This window comes from Streptomyces sp. CBMA152 (genome assembly GCF_014596475.1).
In the GTDB taxonomy this organism is placed as follows: domain Bacteria; phylum Actinomycetota; class Actinomycetes; order Streptomycetales; family Streptomycetaceae; genus Streptomyces.
This window is the reverse complement of record NZ_MECJ01000038.1, coordinates 83,397-99,565: the sequence shown is the minus strand read 5'-3', so window position 1 is coordinate 99,565 and position 16,169 is coordinate 83,397. Positions and strand designations below refer to the sequence as shown.

Here is a 16,169-nt window from a genome sequence, read left to right as displayed (position 1 = left end):
TCACAACAGTGGTGAGACAGCAATACTGTTGAACCGGATCGACCGCGAACCGGGAAAGAGGCACAGCCATGGCGACCGAGACCGAGGAGCCGACCCTCACGGTCGACGAACTGGCCGCGCGCGCCGGGGTCACCGTGCGCACCATCCGTTTCTACAGCACCAGGGGTCTGCTTCCGCCGCCCTCGATCGGGCCGCGCCGGGTCGGTCACTACGGCCCGGCGCATCTGTCCCGGCTCGCCCTCATCGAGGAGTTGCAGCACCACGGGATGACGCTCGCCGCGATCGAGCGCTACCTCCAGCAACTGCCGCCCGATCTGAACGCGCACGATCTGGCGATCCACCGCGCCGTGGTCGCCTCCTGGGCGCCGGACGCCGCCGAGGAGACGACCCGGGCCGAGCTGGAGCGGCGGGCCGGGCGCGCCCTCTCCGACGTGGACATCGACCGGCTGGCCGCCATGAACGTACTGGAGCGCACCCCCGGCGACGGCGACGCGTTCCGGGTCGACCCCGGGCTGCTCGCGCTGGGGGTGCAGCTGCTTGACGTGCCGATCGCGCACGAGACGATCCTGGCGGCGCGGACCGTCCTCGTGGACCACACGCGCTCGGCCGCGCACGAGCTGACGCGGCTGTTCCGGGACGAGGTGTGGAACCCGTACCGGGAGCGCGAGTCGGACCCCGACCATGTGGCCGCGATGAAGTCACTGTCGGCGCACATGCAGCCGATGGTGGTGCAGGCGCTGGTCACGGCGTTCCAGCGGTCGCTCAAAGAGGAACTGCGGGCCGCCTTCCGCGCCGAGGCCGAATAGCGAGTGAGGGGCCGGGGATCTCCTCCCCGGCCCCTCCCCCTTTACGCGTCGGCGAACCTCACGCGTCGACGGGCCTTACGCGTCCGTGAACTTCTCGCCCCGCTCCGCCTTCTCCACCAGCAGTGCCGGCGGCAGGAACCGGTCGCCGTAGCGCTCGGCCAGTTCGCGGGCGCGGGCGACGAAGCCCGGCAGACCGCCCTCGTAACCGTTCATGTACTGCATCACGCCACCCGTCCAGGCCGGGAAGCCGATGCCCATGATGGAGCCGATGTTGGCGTCGGCGACCGAGGTGAGCACGCCCTCCTCGAAGAGGCGGACGGTGTCCAGCGATTCGGCGAAGAGCATCCGCTCCTTCATGTCCTCGAAGGGGACCTCGACGTCGGGCTTCCCGAAGTGCTCGCGCAGGCCCGGCCACAGCCGTACGCGCTTGCCGTCCTCGCCGTACTCGTAGAAGCCCGCGCCGCCGCTGCGGCCGGGGCGGCCGAACTCGTCGACCATGCGGTCGATCACCGAGTCCGCCGGGTGGCCGGGCCAGACGCCGCCCGCCTCCTCGACCGCGCGCCGTGTCTCGTCACGGATCTTGCGCGGCAGGGTGAGGGTCAGCTCGTCCATCAGGGAGAGGACCTTGGCGGGGTAGCCCGCCTGGCCCGCCGCCTGCTCGATGGAGGCGGGCTCGATGCCCTCGCCGACCATCGCTACGCCCTCGTTGATGAACTGGCCGATGACGCGCGAGGTGAAGAAGCCGCGCGAGTCGTTGACGACGATCGGGGTCTTCTTGATCTGGCGGACCAGGTCGAAGGCGCGGGCCAGCGCCTCGTCGCCGGTGCGCTCGCCCCTGATGATCTCGACCAGCGGCATCTTGTCGACCGGCGAGAAGAAGTGCAGCCCGATGAAGTCGGCCTGGCGGGTGACGCCTTCGGCGAGACCGGTGATCGGCAGCGTCGAGGTGTTGGAGCAGAGCAGCGCGTCCGGCTCGACGATGTCCTGGATCTCCTGGAACACCTTGTGCTTGAGTTCGGTGTTCTCGAAGACCGCCTCGATGACCGCGTCGCAGCCCGCGAGGTCGCGCGGGTCGGCCGTCGCCGTGATGCGGGCGAGCAGTTCGTCGCGCTTGGCCTCGGTCGTACGACCCCGGCTGAGCGCCTTGGCGAGCAGCTTCTCCGAGTACGCCTTGCCCTTGTCGGCCGCCTCCTGCGAGACGTCCTTGAGGACGACCTGGATGCCGGCCCGGGCGCAGGAGTACGCGATGCCCGCGCCCATCATGCCCGCGCCGAGGACGGCCACCTTGCGGACCGGGCGCGGCTCGATGCCCTTGGGGCGGCTGGCGCCGGAGTTGACGGCCTGGAGGTCGAAGAAGAACGCCTGGATCATGTTCTTCGCGGTCTGGCCGGTGACCAGCTCGGTGAAGTACCGGGCCTCGATGGTCAGCGCGGTCTCGAAGTCGACCTGGGAGCCCTCGACGGCGGCCGCGAGGATGTTGCGCGGCGCCGGGTAGGGGGCGCCGTTCAGCTGCTTCTTCAAGTTGGCCGGGAACGCCGGGAGGTTGGCGGCGAACTTGGGGTTCGACGGGGTGCCGCCCGGGATCCGGTAGCCCTTGACGTCCCAGGGCTGCTGGGACTCCGGGTTGGCGTCGATGAACGCGCGCGCCTTGGCGATCATCTCCTCGGGCGTGGCGGCGACTTCGTGGACGAGGCCGTTCTCAAGCGCCCGCTGCGGGGTGTACTGGGTGCCCTGGAGCAGCACCTTGAGGAGCGCGTCCGCGATGCCCATCAGCCGTACGGTACGGGTCACACCGCCGCCCGCCGGGAGCAGGCCCAGGGTGACCTCGGGCAGGCCGATCTTGGAACCGGGCGCGTCGAGGGCGACGCGGTGGTGGCTGGCGAGCGCGATCTCGTAACCGCCGCCGAGGGCAGCGCCGTTGATGGCCGCGACGACCGGCTTGCCCAGGGTCTCGATGCGGCGCAGCGAGTGCTTGATGGCGGTGCCGGTCTCGAAGGCCTGCTGGGCGTTCTCGGGGCCGACCTGGATCATGTCCTTCAGGTCGCCGCCCGCGAAGAAGGTCTTCTTGGCGGAGGTGTAGATGATGCCGCGGATGGAGTCCTTCTCGGCCTCGGCGCGGTCGGCGATGGCCGCGATGGAGTCCTTGAAGGCCCGGTTCATGGTGTTGGCGGACTGGTTGGGGTCGTCGAGGACGAGGGTGACGACGCCGGTCTCGTCCTGTTCCCAGCGGATGGTCGTGCTCTCGTTCATTGCTGAAATCTCCGTATGAGGGGGTGCCGGGACAGGACGGTCAGAGACGCTCGACGACGGTGGCGATGCCCATGCCGCCACCGACGCACAGCGTGGCCAGGCCGTACCGCTGGTCGCGGCGCTCCAGCTCGTCGACGAGCGTGCCGAGGATCATCGCGCCGGTGGCGCCCAGCGGGTGGCCCATGGCGATGGCGCCGCCATTGACGTTGATCTTGTCGAGCGAGAGGCCCATGTCGCGGGCGAAGCGCAGCACCACTCCGGCGAACGCCTCGTTGATCTCGACGAGGTCGATGTCGTCGATGGTCAGCCCGGCCTTGGCGAGCGCCTTGCGGGTGGCCGGGGCGGGGCCGGTGAGCATGATCGTCGGCTCGGAGCCGGAGACGGCGGCCGAGACGATCCGGGCGCGCGGGGTCATGCCGTAGCGCTCGCCGACCTCTCGCGAGCCGATGGCGACCAGGGCCGCGCCGTCCACGATGCCCGAGGAGTTGCCCGCGTGGTGGACGTGGTCGATCTTCTCCACCCAGTGGTATTTCTGCAGCGCCACCGCGTCGAAGCCGCCCATGTCGCCGATGGCCGCGAACGAGGGCTTGAGGGCCGCGAGCGAGTCGGCGGTGGTGCCGGGCCGCATGTGCTCGTCGTGGTCGAGGACGACCAGGCCGTTGCGGTCCTTGACGGGCACGACGGAGCGGGCGAACCGGCCGTCCTTCCACGCCTCGGCGGCCCGCTCCTGCGAGAGCGCCGCGTACTCGTCGACATCGCGGCGCGAGAAGCCCTCGATCGTGGCGATGAGGTCGGCGCCGATGCCCTGTGGGGCGAAGTTGGTGTCGAAGTTGGTCATCGGGTCGGCGAACCAGGCGCCGCCGTCCGAGGCCATCGGGACCCGTGACATCGACTCGACGCCGCCCGCGAGCACCAGGTCCTCCCAGCCCGAACGGACCTTGGCGGCCGCCAGGTTGACGGCCTCCAGGCCCGAGGCACAGAAGCGGTTCTCCTGCACGCCCGCGACCGTGTCCGGCAGCCCGGCGGCGATGGCCGCGATGCGGGCGATGTCGGAGCCCTGGTCGCCGACCGGGCCGACCACGCCGAGGACGATGTCGTCGATCGCCGCCGGGTCGAGGTCCGGGAAGCGGCCTCGGACCTCGTGGATCAGCCCGACGACCAGGTCGATCGGCTTGGTTCCGTGCAGGGAGCCGTTGGCCTTGCCGCGCCCGCGCGGGGTGCGGATCGCGTCGTACACAAACGCTTCGGTGCTCACTGATAAGCCTTTCAAAGAGGGTTAGCCGAGCAGGGAACGACCGATGATCTCCTTCATGATCTCGGTCGTCCCGCCGTAGATGGTCTGGATGCGGCCGTCGGTGAACGCCCTGGCGACCCGGTACTCGCTCATGTAGCCGTAGCCGCCGTGCAGTTGGAGACAGCGGTCGGCGACGCGTTTTTGCAGTTCGGTGGCCCACCACTTGGCCATCGAGGCGTGCACGGCGTCGAGTTCCCCGTTCGAGTGATCGACGATGCAGCGGTCGAGGAACGTACGGGTGACGGCGCACTCGGTGGCCATCTCGGCGATCTCGAAGCGGATGTGCTGCTTGGTGGCCAGCGGCCGCCCGAACGCCTCGCGCTCCTTGACGTACGTCGTGGTGATCTCCAGCAGGTACTCGGCGGCGGCGATCGCGGCGACCGCGATGCTCAGGCGCTCCTGCGCGAGATTGGTCATCAAGTGGATGAAGGCGCCGTCGAGCTCGCCGAGCAGGTTCTCCTTCGGCACGCGTACGTCGGTGAAGAACAGCTCGGCCGTGTCCTGGGACTTCTGGCCGATCTTGTCGAGGTTGCGGCCGCGCTCGAAGCCGTCCATGCCGCGCTCGACGACGAGCAGCGACAGGCCGTGCGCGCCGCCCTCCGGCGTGGTCTTGGCGACGACGATCACCAGGTCGGCGAGGATGCCGTTGGAGATGAACGTCTTGGAGCCGTTGAGCAGCCAGTGGTCGCCCTTGTCCTCGGCGGTGGTGCGGATGCCCTGGAGGTCGGAGCCCGCGCCCGGCTCGGTCATGGCGATCGCGGTGATCAGCGAGCCGTCGCAGAACCCGGGCAGCCAGCGCCGCTTCTGCTCCTCGGTGGCCAGCCCCGTGAGATACGGCCCGATGATGTCGTTGTGCAGCCCGATCGCGAGCCCGGCGGCGCCCGCCCGGGTGAACTCCTCGGCCAGCACGGCGCTGTAGCGGAAGTCCGCGTTCCCGCCGCCTCCGTACTCCTCGTCCACGGCGAGCCCGAGGAGCCCCTGGCGCCCGGCCGCGAGCCATGCCTCGCGCGAGACGATGCCGTCCTTCTCCCACTGCTCGTAGTGCGGCAGGACCTCCTTGGCGAGGAAGGTGCGTACGGTCTCGCGGAAGGCGTCGTGCTCGGCCGTGAAGATCTGCCGCTTCACCTGTCGTTCTCCTCTGTGGTGTGGTGGTAAAGGGCCGGCACGTCCCAGTCGCGGGCGACCTCGGCGGTGTCGGCGCCCGGCAGCGCGGGCGGGCGGCGCAGCGAGCCCGGGGTGCGCGAGAAGCGGGGCGCGGGCGCGGGCTGGGTGATGCCGCCGTGCTCGGCGAAGGTGCCGCGCGCGGCCAGATGCGGATGCGCGGGCGCCTCCCGCATCGAGAGCACGGGCGCCACGCACGCGTCCGAGTCCTCGAACACGGCCGTCCACTCCGCGCGCGTACGGGTCCGGAACCGCTCGGCGACAGCCGTACGCAGCTCGTCCCAGCGAGCGAAGTCCTTACGGGCCGGGGCGACGGCCTCGATGCCGAGCAGTCGTACGAACTCGTCGTAGAACTGCTGCTCAAGGGCGCCGACCGCCATGTACTGGCCGTCGGAGGTCTCGTACGTGCCGTAGAAGGGGCAGCCGCCGTCGAGCAGGTTGGCGGCGCGCCGGTCCTGCCAGCCGCCGGCCGCCAGCATGCCGTGGATCATGGTGGCGAGATGGGCGGCGCCGTCGACGATCGCGGCGTCCACGACCTGGCCCTCGCCGTGGGCGCGCGCGTGCTGGAGCGCGGCGAGGACGCCGACGACGAGATAGAGCGAGCCGCCCGCGTAGTCGCCCACGAGATTGGCGGGGACGGTGGGGCCCTCGTCCGCCTTGCCGATCATGCCGAGGGTGCCGGTGACGGCGATGTACGCGATGTCGTGTCCGGCGCGCGGGGCGAGCGGGCCGTCCTGGCCCCAGCCCGTCATCCGCCCGTACACCAGCCTCGGGTTCCGGGCCAGGCACTCCTCGGGCCCGACCCCCAGGCGCTCGGCGACGCCGGGGCGGTAGCCCTCGACGAGGATGTCGGCCCGCTCGACCAGGTCGAGGACGCGGCGGGGGCCGTCCTCGGCCTTGAGGTCGATCAGTACGGACCGTTTGTTGCGGTTCGTGAGGTCGTACGCGGGGTCGATGGCCAGGCCGTGGCCGCCGGGGCGGTCGACGCGGACCACGTCGGCGCCGAGGTCGGCCAGGAGCATCGCGGCGAACGGGCCGGGCCCGATTCCGGCCAGTTCGACCACCCGCACACCTGCGAGCGGCCCGTTCCCTGTCGTCGCCATCAAGCCCCCAGCACTGTGACACAACTGATGTAACATCAGTGATGCTAAGAACACGTTCCAGTTCGCACAAGCCCCTGCGCGAGCAAGCGCTTGGTTTTTACGCGGGGTTTTACGCGGCTTCGGCGGTCGCCCTCAGCGACTGCTCGGCTCAGCGGGCGTCGAGCTCCGCGACCAGCTTCTTCGTGGCGACGGCCCGGTAGCTCTCCTCCACCCACTCGCACAGCAGATCCACCCTGGGCGCGCCCTTCCCGGCGACCGGCAGCTGGACCCAGCCGGACTTGCCGAGGCCGTACCCCGAGGGCTGGGCGCCGGGCGAGGTCAGGGCGTGGGCGTGCGTGGACTCGTCCGTGAGCTTGACGCCCATGCCCAGCGGGTGGCTGCCGTCGTCGACACCGAGGAACACGAAGATCTTCTTGTTGGCCTTGACCACCGTCTCGCCCCATGGGTGCTCCTCGACGGCCCCGGGCAGGCTCAGGGCAAACTCGCGCAGCTTCTCCCATTTCGCCAGCGCGGCCTTCGACGGTGCGGCCATGTCCTGCCTCCTTGATCACCCGCGACACCTCATCTCACGCTAGCCTCAGCCACCGACAACGGCATGGGACGAGAAGCAGCGGAGGATCACCTTGGAGCGGACGGCCAGGCCGTACGACGTCGTGCTGTTCGGGGCGACGGGGTTCGTGGGCACCCTCACCGCGGAGTATCTGGCCGCGCACGCGCCGCACGGCTGTCGCTGGGCGCTGGCCGGGCGCTCGCTGCCCAAGCTGGAGCGGCTGCGCGAGCGGCTCGCCGCGATCGACCCGGCGTGCGCCACGCTCCCCCTGCTCACCGCCGACTCGGCCGACCCGGACTCGCTGCGCGCCCTCGCCGAGTCCGCGCGCGTGGTGGCGACGACCGTGGGCCCGTACGTCTGGTACGGCGAGGGTCTGGTCGCCGCATGCGCCGAGGCCGGGACCGACTACCTCGATCTGACCGGCGAGCCGGAGTTCGTGGACACGATGTACGTACGCCATGACGCGCGCGCCCGGGAGACCGGCGCGCGTCTGGTGCACGCGTGCGGCTTCGACTCGGTGCCGTGCGACCTCGGTGTGTACTACACGGTCCAGCAGTTGCCGAAGGACGTGCCGCTGCGCGTCGACGGATTCCTGCGCACCTCCGCCACCTTCTCCGGCGGCACGCTCGCGTCGGCGCTCAACGCGATGGGGCGCGGCGCGCAGCAGCTGCGGGCGGCCCGGGAGCGGCGGCTGCACGAGCCGCGGCTGGTCGGCCGCCGCGCCCGCGCCCCGCTCGGCGCCCCGCACTTCAGCCGCGAGACGGGCGCCTGGGCGCTGCCGCTGCCGGTCCTCGACCCGACGGTGGTGGCCCGCTCGGCGTCCGCGAACGCCCGTTACGGCCCCGACTTCCGCTACCGCCACTTCGCGGCCGTCCGCCGTCTGCCGCTGGCGCTCGGCGCGGTCGTCGGCGCGGGGACGGCATTCGGAGCGGCCCAACTCCCCGCCGTACGACGGTGGTTGATGAACCGTTACGAAGCGGGCAGCGGGCCCGACAAGGAGAAGCGCGACCGCAGCTGGTTCTCGCTGCGCTTCGTCGGCGAGGGCGGCGGGCGCCGGGTGTTCACCGAGGTGTCGGGCGGCGACCCGGGCTACGACGAGACGGCCAAGATCCTCGCCGAGGGCGCACTGTGCCTCGCCTTCGACGAACTGCCCTCTGGGGGCGGCCAGTTGACGACGGTGGCGGCGATGGGCGACCCGCTGCTCGAACGGCTCCAGGCTGCGGGCATCCGTTTCCGGGTGGCCCACACGCGCTGATAGCTACCCCGCCGTGAGCGCGGTGCGCAGCGCCTCGCGGCAGAGCGCGTCCGCGCGCCGGGTCGACTCGGGCAGCCGGTAGTGCGGGGTGAGCCGCAGGACGTGGGCGCAGGCGTTGTCGAGGCCGACCCGGTGGCCGACCGAGACGAACACCGGCTTGACGTCGGCCCGGGTCCGCAGCGCCCGCCCGACCTCCTCGCCCCGCTCGGCCACCAGCGGCGAGCTGTCCCCGCGCCGGGCGCCCGGCTGCTCGTACGTGAAGGTGAACGGGTTCTTGGCGACGCCGATCACCGGCAGCCCGGTGAGGACGCCGAGGTGGGCGGCGAGGCCGAAGCGGCGGGGGTGGGCGAGCCCGTACCCGTCGCAGACCACCAGACCGGGACCGGCGCTCAGCGCGTCCAGGGCCGCCAGGACCGTGGGGATCTCCCGGAAGGCGAGCAGCCCGGGCACGTACGGGAAGGCCACCCGGCCGACGGCGGTGGACTCCTCGACGACCTCCAGGGTGGCGGCGTCCAGGACCACTGCGGCCGCCGCGACGACGTCCCGCTCGTCGTCGTACGCCACGTCGACGCCCGTGACCAGACCGGTGCCGGGCGGCGGCCCGGGCTCGTCGAGCACGACACGGCCGCGCAGTTCGTCCTGCACGGCCAGGGCCTGCGACTCGTCCGTGGGCCAGCCCTCGGGGATCTGTGTAAGCGTCATGTTCTCAGCCTAAATGCGGGCCGGAGTAGCCTGGCGATCATGTTCATACTCGACCTGACGTACACCGCTCCCCTCACCCGCGTCGACGAACTCCTCGGCGAGCACGTCGCCTGGCTGAACGCGCAGTACGCGGCCGGTGTCTTCATCGCCTCCGGCCGCAAGGAGCCCCGCGAGGGCGGGGTCATCCTCGCCGTCGGGGACGACCGCGCGGCGATCGAGAAGATCACGGCGACCGACCCCTTCAACGTCAACGGCGTCTGCGCGTACCGGATCACCGAGTTTTTCGCGACCAAGACGGCGCCCGAACTCGCCCCGTACCAGCAGGAGTTGCCTTCCAGCTAGCCAGGTCTCAGCGGGCCAGCCGCGCCACCCGGCCCTTCTCGCCCGCGGCCCAGCAGCCGCCGTCGGGGGTGCAGTCCACGGTGTCGTACGAGCCGGTGTCGACGGTCCGCCAGGTGCGGCCGCCGTCCGTGGTCAGGTCGGTGCCGGTGGGGCCGACGGCGAGCGCGGCCGAGCGGCTGTGCGGCAGCCAGGCGACACCCGAGCGGTAGGCGGCGACCGGGGCCGTCGCCTGGCGCCAGTCCCGCCCGCCGTCGCCGGTGACGGCGGCCGCACTGGGCGAGGGCTGTCCGGCCCGGTAGTCGCCGCCGACCGCGATCCCGTGCGTACGGTCGCGGAAGGCGAGCCCGAAGACTCCACGCGCCGGGTCGCCCGCGGGGATCGTCGACTCGGCCGCCGTCCAGGTCAGGCCCCGGTCGGCGGAGTGCAGCACGCGCGCGGTGGCGCCGCCGCCGGTCGCCAGCCACGCGTCGCGCGGCCCGGAGCTCACCAGGCACTGACCGCTCGCCGCGAAGGCCGCCTCACCGGGCTGGGCGGCCGGCATCCCGGCGCTCGGCAGCACCTTCCAGGAGCGGCCGCCGTCGGCGGTGGACAGGATGCGGTACTTGCCGTCGACCGGGTCGCCGACCGCCAGGCCGTGGCGGTGGTCGAAGAAGGTCAGGCAGTCGTAGAACGCCTTGGGGTCGGTGTTGCGGAACGACTCGGTCCAGGTGGCGCCGCCGTCCTCGGTCCGATACACGCGGGACGCCTCGCCGTCGCCGATGGCGAGCACCACGGCCCGCCGGGCGTCGAAAGCCCGTACGTCCCGGAACTCCAGCTCGGCCGCGCCCGGCGGCGAGACGTTCCGCCAGCTGCGGCCGCCGTCCACGGTCCGCAGCACCGCCCCCTTGGATCCCGCCACCCACGCGGTGGTGCGGCTGACCGCCGACAGTCCGCGGAAGCGGGCGTCGGTCCCGGTCTCGGTGAGCTGCCACTTCGGCGCGGAGCGGGCGCCGCCGTGGGCGTCACCGCCGGCGTCGTCGTGGCCGTGCGCGTGGGCGGGCGCGGTCAGCGCGGCCACCAGGGCCACCCCGCCCAGCCCCACCGACAGCAATCGTCTCGTCTTCCCCATGGGCCTCATGGCGCTGGAAGCTAGCCCGCCCGACGAGGTGCCGTCCAGAGGGCGAAATTCGACCGTATCGCCATCAATCCGGAGCGCGTTAAGCACCCCGTAAAGGCGGGCGGTGACGCACCGGCAGGTGACGGGCACGTAGCGATCAGGTGACACAGGTCACCCTTCGTCGATGTGCACGCAACGGTGTTTTCTGCCGTCTTCGTGAACAGCAGGAAGAGAAGTACCCGGTCGTGAGGTTAGGGGAGCAGGGCGTTGTCCACTGTCATCGAGCAAGCCGTCGAGGCCCGCCTGATCGCGTCCGACCCCCGGGTGCAGATCGTCCCCGCGATGCTCGGCTACGACCGCGAGGACCCGTTCGCCGTACGGATGGTCTTCCCCGCCCCCGCCACGCTCGAAGGGGTCGAGGTCTCCTGGGCGTTCGCCCGCGAGCTCCTCGAAGCGGGCCTGGAGACGTCGGCCGGGATGGGCGACGTGCGGGTGCGGCCGTACGGCTTCGACCGTACGGTCCTGGAGTTCCACGCGGCGGAGGGCACCGCGATGGTGCACATCCGTACGTCCGAACTGCGCCGCTTCCTCAAGCGCACGCAACTGCTGGTCCCGGTGGGCCAGGAGCACCACTACCTGGACCTGGACGAAGACCTCACCGAGCTGCTGCGCGACGCCTGTTGACGCGTATCGGCGCGTCCCATCAGCTCGTCGAATAAAACATTTGCGGCCGCCCACCGCCTGTCGTAAGTTCGTCATGGCCCTGTTGTCGTCGATCGGAGTAGGACGTTGCTCGTCTGAGGCTTCTGAGACACCGTCTCGCGCACCCTTCCGTGTAGCGCGCGCGGTGTGACCATGCCTCCGAGCCGTCCCGCCACGACCAGGGCCTTCTTCATGCCCTGACCGGTGTCTCAGTTCCCCGTTGCACTGCCTCAATCACTCTTCCCCGCAACCGGGAGACATTTTGTCTACTTACTCCGCGTCCTCGACGCACATCGGCTGTGCCGACCTCTCCTTCACCTGGCCCGACGGCACCACCCTGTTCGACGGCTTCCACCTGGCGGTCGGCCCGGGCCGCACCGGCCTGATCGGCCTCAACGGCTCCGGAAAGTCAACGCTGTTGCGCCTGCTGGCCGGTGAACTCACGCCCACCGACGGCCGGATCTCCACGGCGGGCGAGATCGGCTATCTGCCGCAGAACCTGACCCTGGCCACCGGGCTGCGGGTCGACCAGGCCCTCGGCATCGACCGGGTCCGGGCCGCGCTGCACGCCATCGAGTCGGGCGACGTACGCGACGAGCACTTCGCGGCCGTCGGCGACGACTGGGACGTCGAGGAGCGGGCCCGGGCCGCGCTCGGCCAGCTCGGCCTCGACGGGGTCGGCCTCGACCGCACGATCGGTGAACTCTCCGGCGGCGAGTCGGTGTTGCTGCGCCTGGCCGCGCTGCTGCTGCGCCGCCCGGACGTCCTGCTGCTCGACGAGCCGACCAACAACCTGGACCTGAGCGCCCGCCGACGGCTGTACGAGGCCGTCGAGGCGTGGCCCAAGGTGATGGTCGTGGTGAGCCACGACCGTGAACTGCTGGAACGCGTCGACCAGATCGCCGATCTGCACGACGGCGAGGTCGCCTGGTACGGCGGCAACTTCTCGGCGTACGAGGAGGCGCTGGCCATCGAGCAGGAGGCGGCCGAGCGTATGGTCCGGGTCGCCGAAGCCGACGTACAGCGCCAGAAGCGCGAACTCTCCGACGCGAACGTCAAGTTGGCGCGGCGCAAGCGCTTCGGCCAGAAGAGCTACGAGAACAAGCGGGTGCCGAAGATCGTCGCCAACGGCCGCAAGAGCGACGCCCAGGTGTCGGCGGGCAAGCACCGCATCCTGCAGGCCGAACGCCTCGCCCAGGCCCGGGACCGGCTGAACGAGGCGGCGGACGCGGTGCGGGACGACGACGAGATCCGCGTGGAGCTCCCGTACACCAAGGTCCACCCGGGCCGGACCGTCCTGACGCTCAGGGACCTCCGACTACCGTACTCCGGGCAGGCGTTGCGCGACCTGGACATCCACGGCCCGGAGCGGATAGCGCTGGTCGGCCGCAATGGCGCGGGCAAGACCACACTTCTTCGCGCGCTCGCCGGGCAGCTGGAACCGGCGGCGGGCGAGGCGGTGGCGCATGTGCCGCTGCGGTTCCTGCCGCAGCGACTGGACGTACTGGACGACGAGCTGAGCGTGGCGCAGAACGTGGCGCGGTTCGCACCGGGCGCCACCGAGAACGCGATCCGGGCACGACTCGCCCGCTTCCTGTTCAAGGGCGCGCGGGCCGACCACCTGGCCGGAACGCTCTCGGGCGGTGAACGCTTCCGGGCCTCGCTCGCCGCGCTGCTCCTCGCGGAGCCCGCGCCGCAGCTGCTGATGCTGGACGAGCCGACGAACAACCTGGACATGGCGAGCGTGCGCCGCCTCACCGACGCGCTGTCCGCGTTCGAGGGCACGTTGATCGTGGCCAGCCACGACATCCCGTTCCTGGAGTCGATCGGGGTCACGCGCTGGCTCCACCTCGCCGACGACCTCACGGACACGACGGCGGAGGAGGTGCGCGAGCAGGGCTGACGCGCCCCAGTCTGCTTCACCTCCGCGCAGGTCGATTTGGAGCCTGCGCGGAGGTCAAGCGGTAGGTGACATTCCTCCCCGCGACAGATCTCCGACCTGCCCATACAACGGAGAGTAGTCAGTCAGAAATAGGGCGGGACTTGGCCAGGGCTTACCCCGCGCTTAACCTACGGTCTCGTAACCTACGTAGGCGTAGGTAACGCCCGTCCCCTTTCCCGTCCCTCCTGGAGCACCCGTGACGATCACTTCTCCCCACCTCGGCAGTTCGGCAGCGTGGACCGATGCCCGACTGCTGTACGCGCTGGAGGAGGTTGTCGAGAAGGAGCTCAACCGGCATCTCAAGGTCGCCAAGGACTGGATGCCGCACGAGTACGTGCCGTTCTCGGACGCGCGGAACTTCCCCGGGCTCTTCGAGGACGGCGAGGCGTGGGAGCCGCAGCAGTCCAAGGTCACGGACATAGGCAAGATCGCGCTCGTGGTGAACCTGCTGACCGAGGACAACCTCCCCAGCTACCACCACGAGATCGCCAGCCTCTTCGGCCGTGACGGCGCCTGGGGCACCTGGGTGCACCGCTGGACCGCCGAGGAGGGCCGGCACGGCATCGTGATGCGCGACTACCTGCTGGCCTCGCGCGCCGTCGACCCGGACAAGCTGGAGCAGTTCCGGATGGCGCACATGTCGGAGGGCTTCGAGTCCGACAACCGGCACTCGATGCTGCACTCGGTCGCGTACGTCGCCTTCCAGGAGCTCGCGACCCGTATCTCGCACCGCAACACCGGCCACCAGTCGGGCGACCCGGTCTGCGACCGCATGCTGGCGCGGATCGCGACCGACGAGAACCTGCACATGGTCTTCTACCGCAATCTGCTCGGTGCCGCCTTCGAGCTCGCGCCGGACCTGACCATGCAGGCCGTACGCGATGTCGTCGTCGGGTTCCGGATGCCCGGCCACGGCATGCCCGGCTTCGAGCGCGCGGCGGCCCAGATGGCGATCGGCGAGATCTACAACCTGCGGATCCACCACGACGACGTGCTCCAGCCCGTCCTGCGCTTCCTGAAGGTCCTGGAGATCGACGGGCTCGGCCCCGAGGGTCTGAAGGCGCAGGAGGAACTCGGCATGTACATGGGCGGGCTGGACGCCGAGGCGAGCAAGTTCGACGTGAAGCTGGCCGCGCGGAAGGCCCGCATGGAGGCGCGCGACCGCGCGTGACCCGTGTGCCGGTGTGGGGCGGCTCGCGGGCGTCCCCTTCCGGGGCGGCCGACGGGCTGCCTCTCCTAGCGGGCGTCCTCGCGGATCAGTTCCGCCGCCTTCTCCGCCAGCGCCACCGTCGGTGCGTGCGTATGGCCGCGGGTGATGCGCGGCATGACCGAGGCGTCGACGACGCGCAGGCCCTCGACTCCCCGGACCCTCAGCCGGGGGTCGGTGACCGAGCCGTCGTCGGCGCCCATCCGGCAGGTGCCCACCGGGTGGTACAGCGACTCGGCCGAGCCGCGCACCGCCGCCGCGAGCTGTTCGTCGTCGACCCGGCCCGGGTAGGGCGCCAGCGGCCCGGATGTGTACGGCGCGAGGGCCGCGGCGCCGAGCAGTTCCTCCGCCCTGCGCACCCCCGCCATCAGCCGGCCCAGGTCGTCGTCGGCCGTGAGGTATCCGGGGTCGATCCGGGGCGGGGTGGTCACCGCCGTACCGCCGAGCTCGATGCTGCCCTCGCTCGCGGGCTGGAGCAGGACCACTCCGATGGTGAAGCCGTGCTCGGTCGGCGGGGTGAGCCCGTGGTCCACGAACGGTGCCGGGGCGAAGACCAACTCGATGTCAGGTGCGTCCAGTTCGGGCCGGGTGCGCACGAACGCGACCGCCTCCCCCAGATTCGAGGTGAGCGGTCCCCGGCCGCGCAGCAGGAACCGGCCGATGTTGGGCAGCGTGTCGGCGCCGGTGAGCGTGACGGGCTGCGGGCAGCGCATGGTCACCGCGTACGAGAGGTGGTCCTGGAGGTGGCGGCCGACGTCCGGTGACGCGACGCGCACCTCGACACCGGCCGCGCGCAGCCGTTCCGGGTCGCCGATGCCGGAGAGCATGAGCAGCTGCGGCGAGCCGATGGCGCCCGCGCTGAGGATGACCTCGCGCCGGGCGCCGAGGATGTCGGGGACCCGGTCGGCCACGACTCCGGTGACCCGGTTGCCGTCGAACTCCAGCCTGCGTACGCGTGCTTCGGTGTAGATGTCGAGGTTGGGGCGGCGGGCGGCGGGTTTCAGATATCCGTCTGCGGCGCTCCAGCGGCGTCCCTTGCGCTGGTTGACGGGTGTACGGGCGTAGCCGGAGTGGTCGGGGGCGTTCAGCTCGGGCAGCTCGGTGAGACCGGTGTCCCGGCAGGCGGCGAGGAAGGCCGCGGTGACGGGGTTGGGGTCGCGGGGCGGTGCGATGTACAGCGGGCCGTCCGTGCCGTACACCGAGTCCGCGCGAGCGGGTCCCGTCCAGCGTTCGGCGCGGCGGAAGTACGGGACGAGCCGGTCGTGCGTCCACTCGGGCCCGGCCGCCGCGCCCCATGCGTCGTAGTCGTCGCGGTGGCCGCGGATCCACATCATCGCGTTGATGGCGGACGAGCCGCCGAGGGTGTGCCCGCGCGGCCAGTACAACTCGCGGCCGCCCAGCGCCTCCTGCTTCGCCGTGCTGAAGTCCCAGTCGTACGGCGTCTTGAAGAGCTTGGGGAAGGCGGCGGGGATCCTGATCTCGGGCTTGCGGTCGCGTGGCCCGGACTCGATGAGCGCGACCCGCACCGAGGGGTCCTCGGAGAGCCGCGCGGCGAGCACGCATCCGGCCGAGCCGGCTCCTACGACGATGTAGTCGTAGTACGTGGTCCGTCGCTCGCCGCGACGATGGGTTCCGGTACCGTCCGCTGTCCTCAACACGCCCCCAGGGCCTGGATCTCGACTGCTCATTCGAGCTCGTTCCGGTCGCGATCCAGCATGGCCCGGGGATGGCACGGAGTGCCAGGGCGCCGACGGGCCGG

At 71.1% G+C, this 16,169-nt stretch carries 14 protein-coding genes; 6 read left to right on the top strand and 8 right to left on the bottom strand.

What is annotated here, in order from left to right; translation table 11 throughout:
* Positions 1–68 precede the first annotated feature (68 nt).
* Positions 69–806 carry a MerR family transcriptional regulator gene (locus tag BG418_RS37800; RefSeq protein WP_188278604.1) on the top strand — a complete coding sequence of 246 codons (738 nt, stop codon included), beginning with the start codon at positions 69–71 and terminating at the stop codon, positions 804–806.
* Between the two features lie 75 nt (positions 807–881).
* Here the strand turns inward: BG418_RS37800 and BG418_RS37795 are convergent, their stop codons facing one another.
* From BG418_RS37795 to BG418_RS37775, 5 genes are all read right to left on the bottom strand, one after another.
* The gene (locus BG418_RS37795; RefSeq protein ID WP_188278603.1) at positions 882–3,056 is read right to left on the bottom strand and encodes a 3-hydroxyacyl-CoA dehydrogenase NAD-binding domain-containing protein; all 2,175 of its coding nucleotides are present in this window, start codon (positions 3,054–3,056) and stop codon (positions 882–884) included.
* 40 nt (positions 3,057–3,096) lie between these two features.
* On the bottom strand, positions 3,097–4,311 hold the full coding sequence (locus BG418_RS37790) for an acetyl-CoA C-acetyltransferase (protein WP_188278602.1): 1,215 nt from the start codon (positions 4,309–4,311) through the stop codon (positions 3,097–3,099).
* Positions 4,312–4,332: 21 nt separating this feature from the next.
* Positions 4,333–5,475, bottom strand: coding sequence for an acyl-CoA dehydrogenase family protein (locus BG418_RS37785; protein WP_188278601.1), 1,143 nt, complete (start codon positions 5,473–5,475; stop codon positions 4,333–4,335).
* The gene (locus BG418_RS37780; protein ID WP_188278600.1) at positions 5,472–6,650 is read right to left on the bottom strand and encodes a CaiB/BaiF CoA-transferase family protein; all 1,179 of its coding nucleotides are present in this window, start codon (positions 6,648–6,650) and stop codon (positions 5,472–5,474) included. The genes BG418_RS37785 and BG418_RS37780 overlap by 4 nt, the downstream gene beginning before the upstream one ends.
* Before the next feature lie 112 nt (positions 6,651–6,762).
* The gene (locus BG418_RS37775; protein ID WP_188278599.1) at positions 6,763–7,146 is read right to left on the bottom strand and encodes an MmcQ/YjbR family DNA-binding protein; all 384 of its coding nucleotides are present in this window, start codon (positions 7,144–7,146) and stop codon (positions 6,763–6,765) included.
* Positions 7,147–7,237: 91 nt separating this feature from the next.
* On the opposite strand from BG418_RS37775, the gene BG418_RS37770 reads away from it, so the two are divergent.
* Entirely contained in the window at positions 7,238–8,419 is a 1,182-nt protein-coding gene (locus BG418_RS37770; protein ID WP_223186009.1) for a trans-acting enoyl reductase family protein, read from the top strand.
* A 3-nt stretch (positions 8,420–8,422) separates the two neighbouring features.
* On the opposite strand, the gene BG418_RS37765 is transcribed toward BG418_RS37770, so the two are convergent.
* Entirely contained in the window at positions 8,423–9,121 is a 699-nt protein-coding gene (locus tag BG418_RS37765; RefSeq protein WP_188278598.1) for an endonuclease V, read from the bottom strand.
* Between the two features lie 39 nt (positions 9,122–9,160).
* Here BG418_RS37765 and BG418_RS37760 point away from each other — a divergent pair, with 39 nt between their 5' ends.
* Positions 9,161–9,463: a YciI family protein gene (locus BG418_RS37760; protein WP_188278597.1), complete on the top strand. Its 303-nt coding sequence runs from the start codon at positions 9,161–9,163 to the stop codon at positions 9,461–9,463.
* A gap of 7 nt (positions 9,464–9,470) precedes the next feature.
* Here the strand turns inward: BG418_RS37760 and BG418_RS37755 are convergent, their stop codons facing one another.
* Complete coding sequence (locus BG418_RS37755) at positions 9,471–10,580, bottom strand: oxidoreductase (protein WP_188278596.1); 1,110 nt, start codon at positions 10,578–10,580, stop codon at positions 9,471–9,473.
* A gap of 246 nt (positions 10,581–10,826) precedes the next feature.
* Here BG418_RS37755 and BG418_RS37750 point away from each other — a divergent pair, with 246 nt between their 5' ends.
* The 3 genes from BG418_RS37750 to BG418_RS37740 all read left to right on the top strand — a co-directional run bounded on the left by BG418_RS37750 (position 10,827) and on the right by BG418_RS37740 (position 14,374).
* Positions 10,827–11,243 (top strand): SsgA family sporulation/cell division regulator, encoded by a 417-nt coding sequence (locus BG418_RS37750; RefSeq protein ID WP_223186008.1) that lies wholly within the window; start codon positions 10,827–10,829, stop codon positions 11,241–11,243.
* 310 nt (positions 11,244–11,553) lie between these two features.
* Entirely contained in the window at positions 11,554–13,164 is a 1,611-nt protein-coding gene (locus BG418_RS37745) for an ABC-F family ATP-binding cassette domain-containing protein (protein ID WP_188278661.1), read from the top strand.
* A 235-nt stretch (positions 13,165–13,399) separates the two neighbouring features.
* Positions 13,400–14,374 carry an acyl-ACP desaturase gene (locus BG418_RS37740; protein WP_188278595.1) on the top strand — a complete coding sequence of 325 codons (975 nt, stop codon included), beginning with the start codon at positions 13,400–13,402 and terminating at the stop codon, positions 14,372–14,374.
* 65 nt (positions 14,375–14,439) lie between these two features.
* On the opposite strand, the gene BG418_RS37735 is transcribed toward BG418_RS37740, so the two are convergent.
* A complete protein-coding gene (locus BG418_RS37735; RefSeq protein WP_317453887.1) occupies positions 14,440–16,068 on the bottom strand; it encodes a GMC family oxidoreductase N-terminal domain-containing protein in 1,629 nt (542 codons plus the stop codon).
* Positions 16,069–16,169 lie beyond the last annotated feature (101 nt).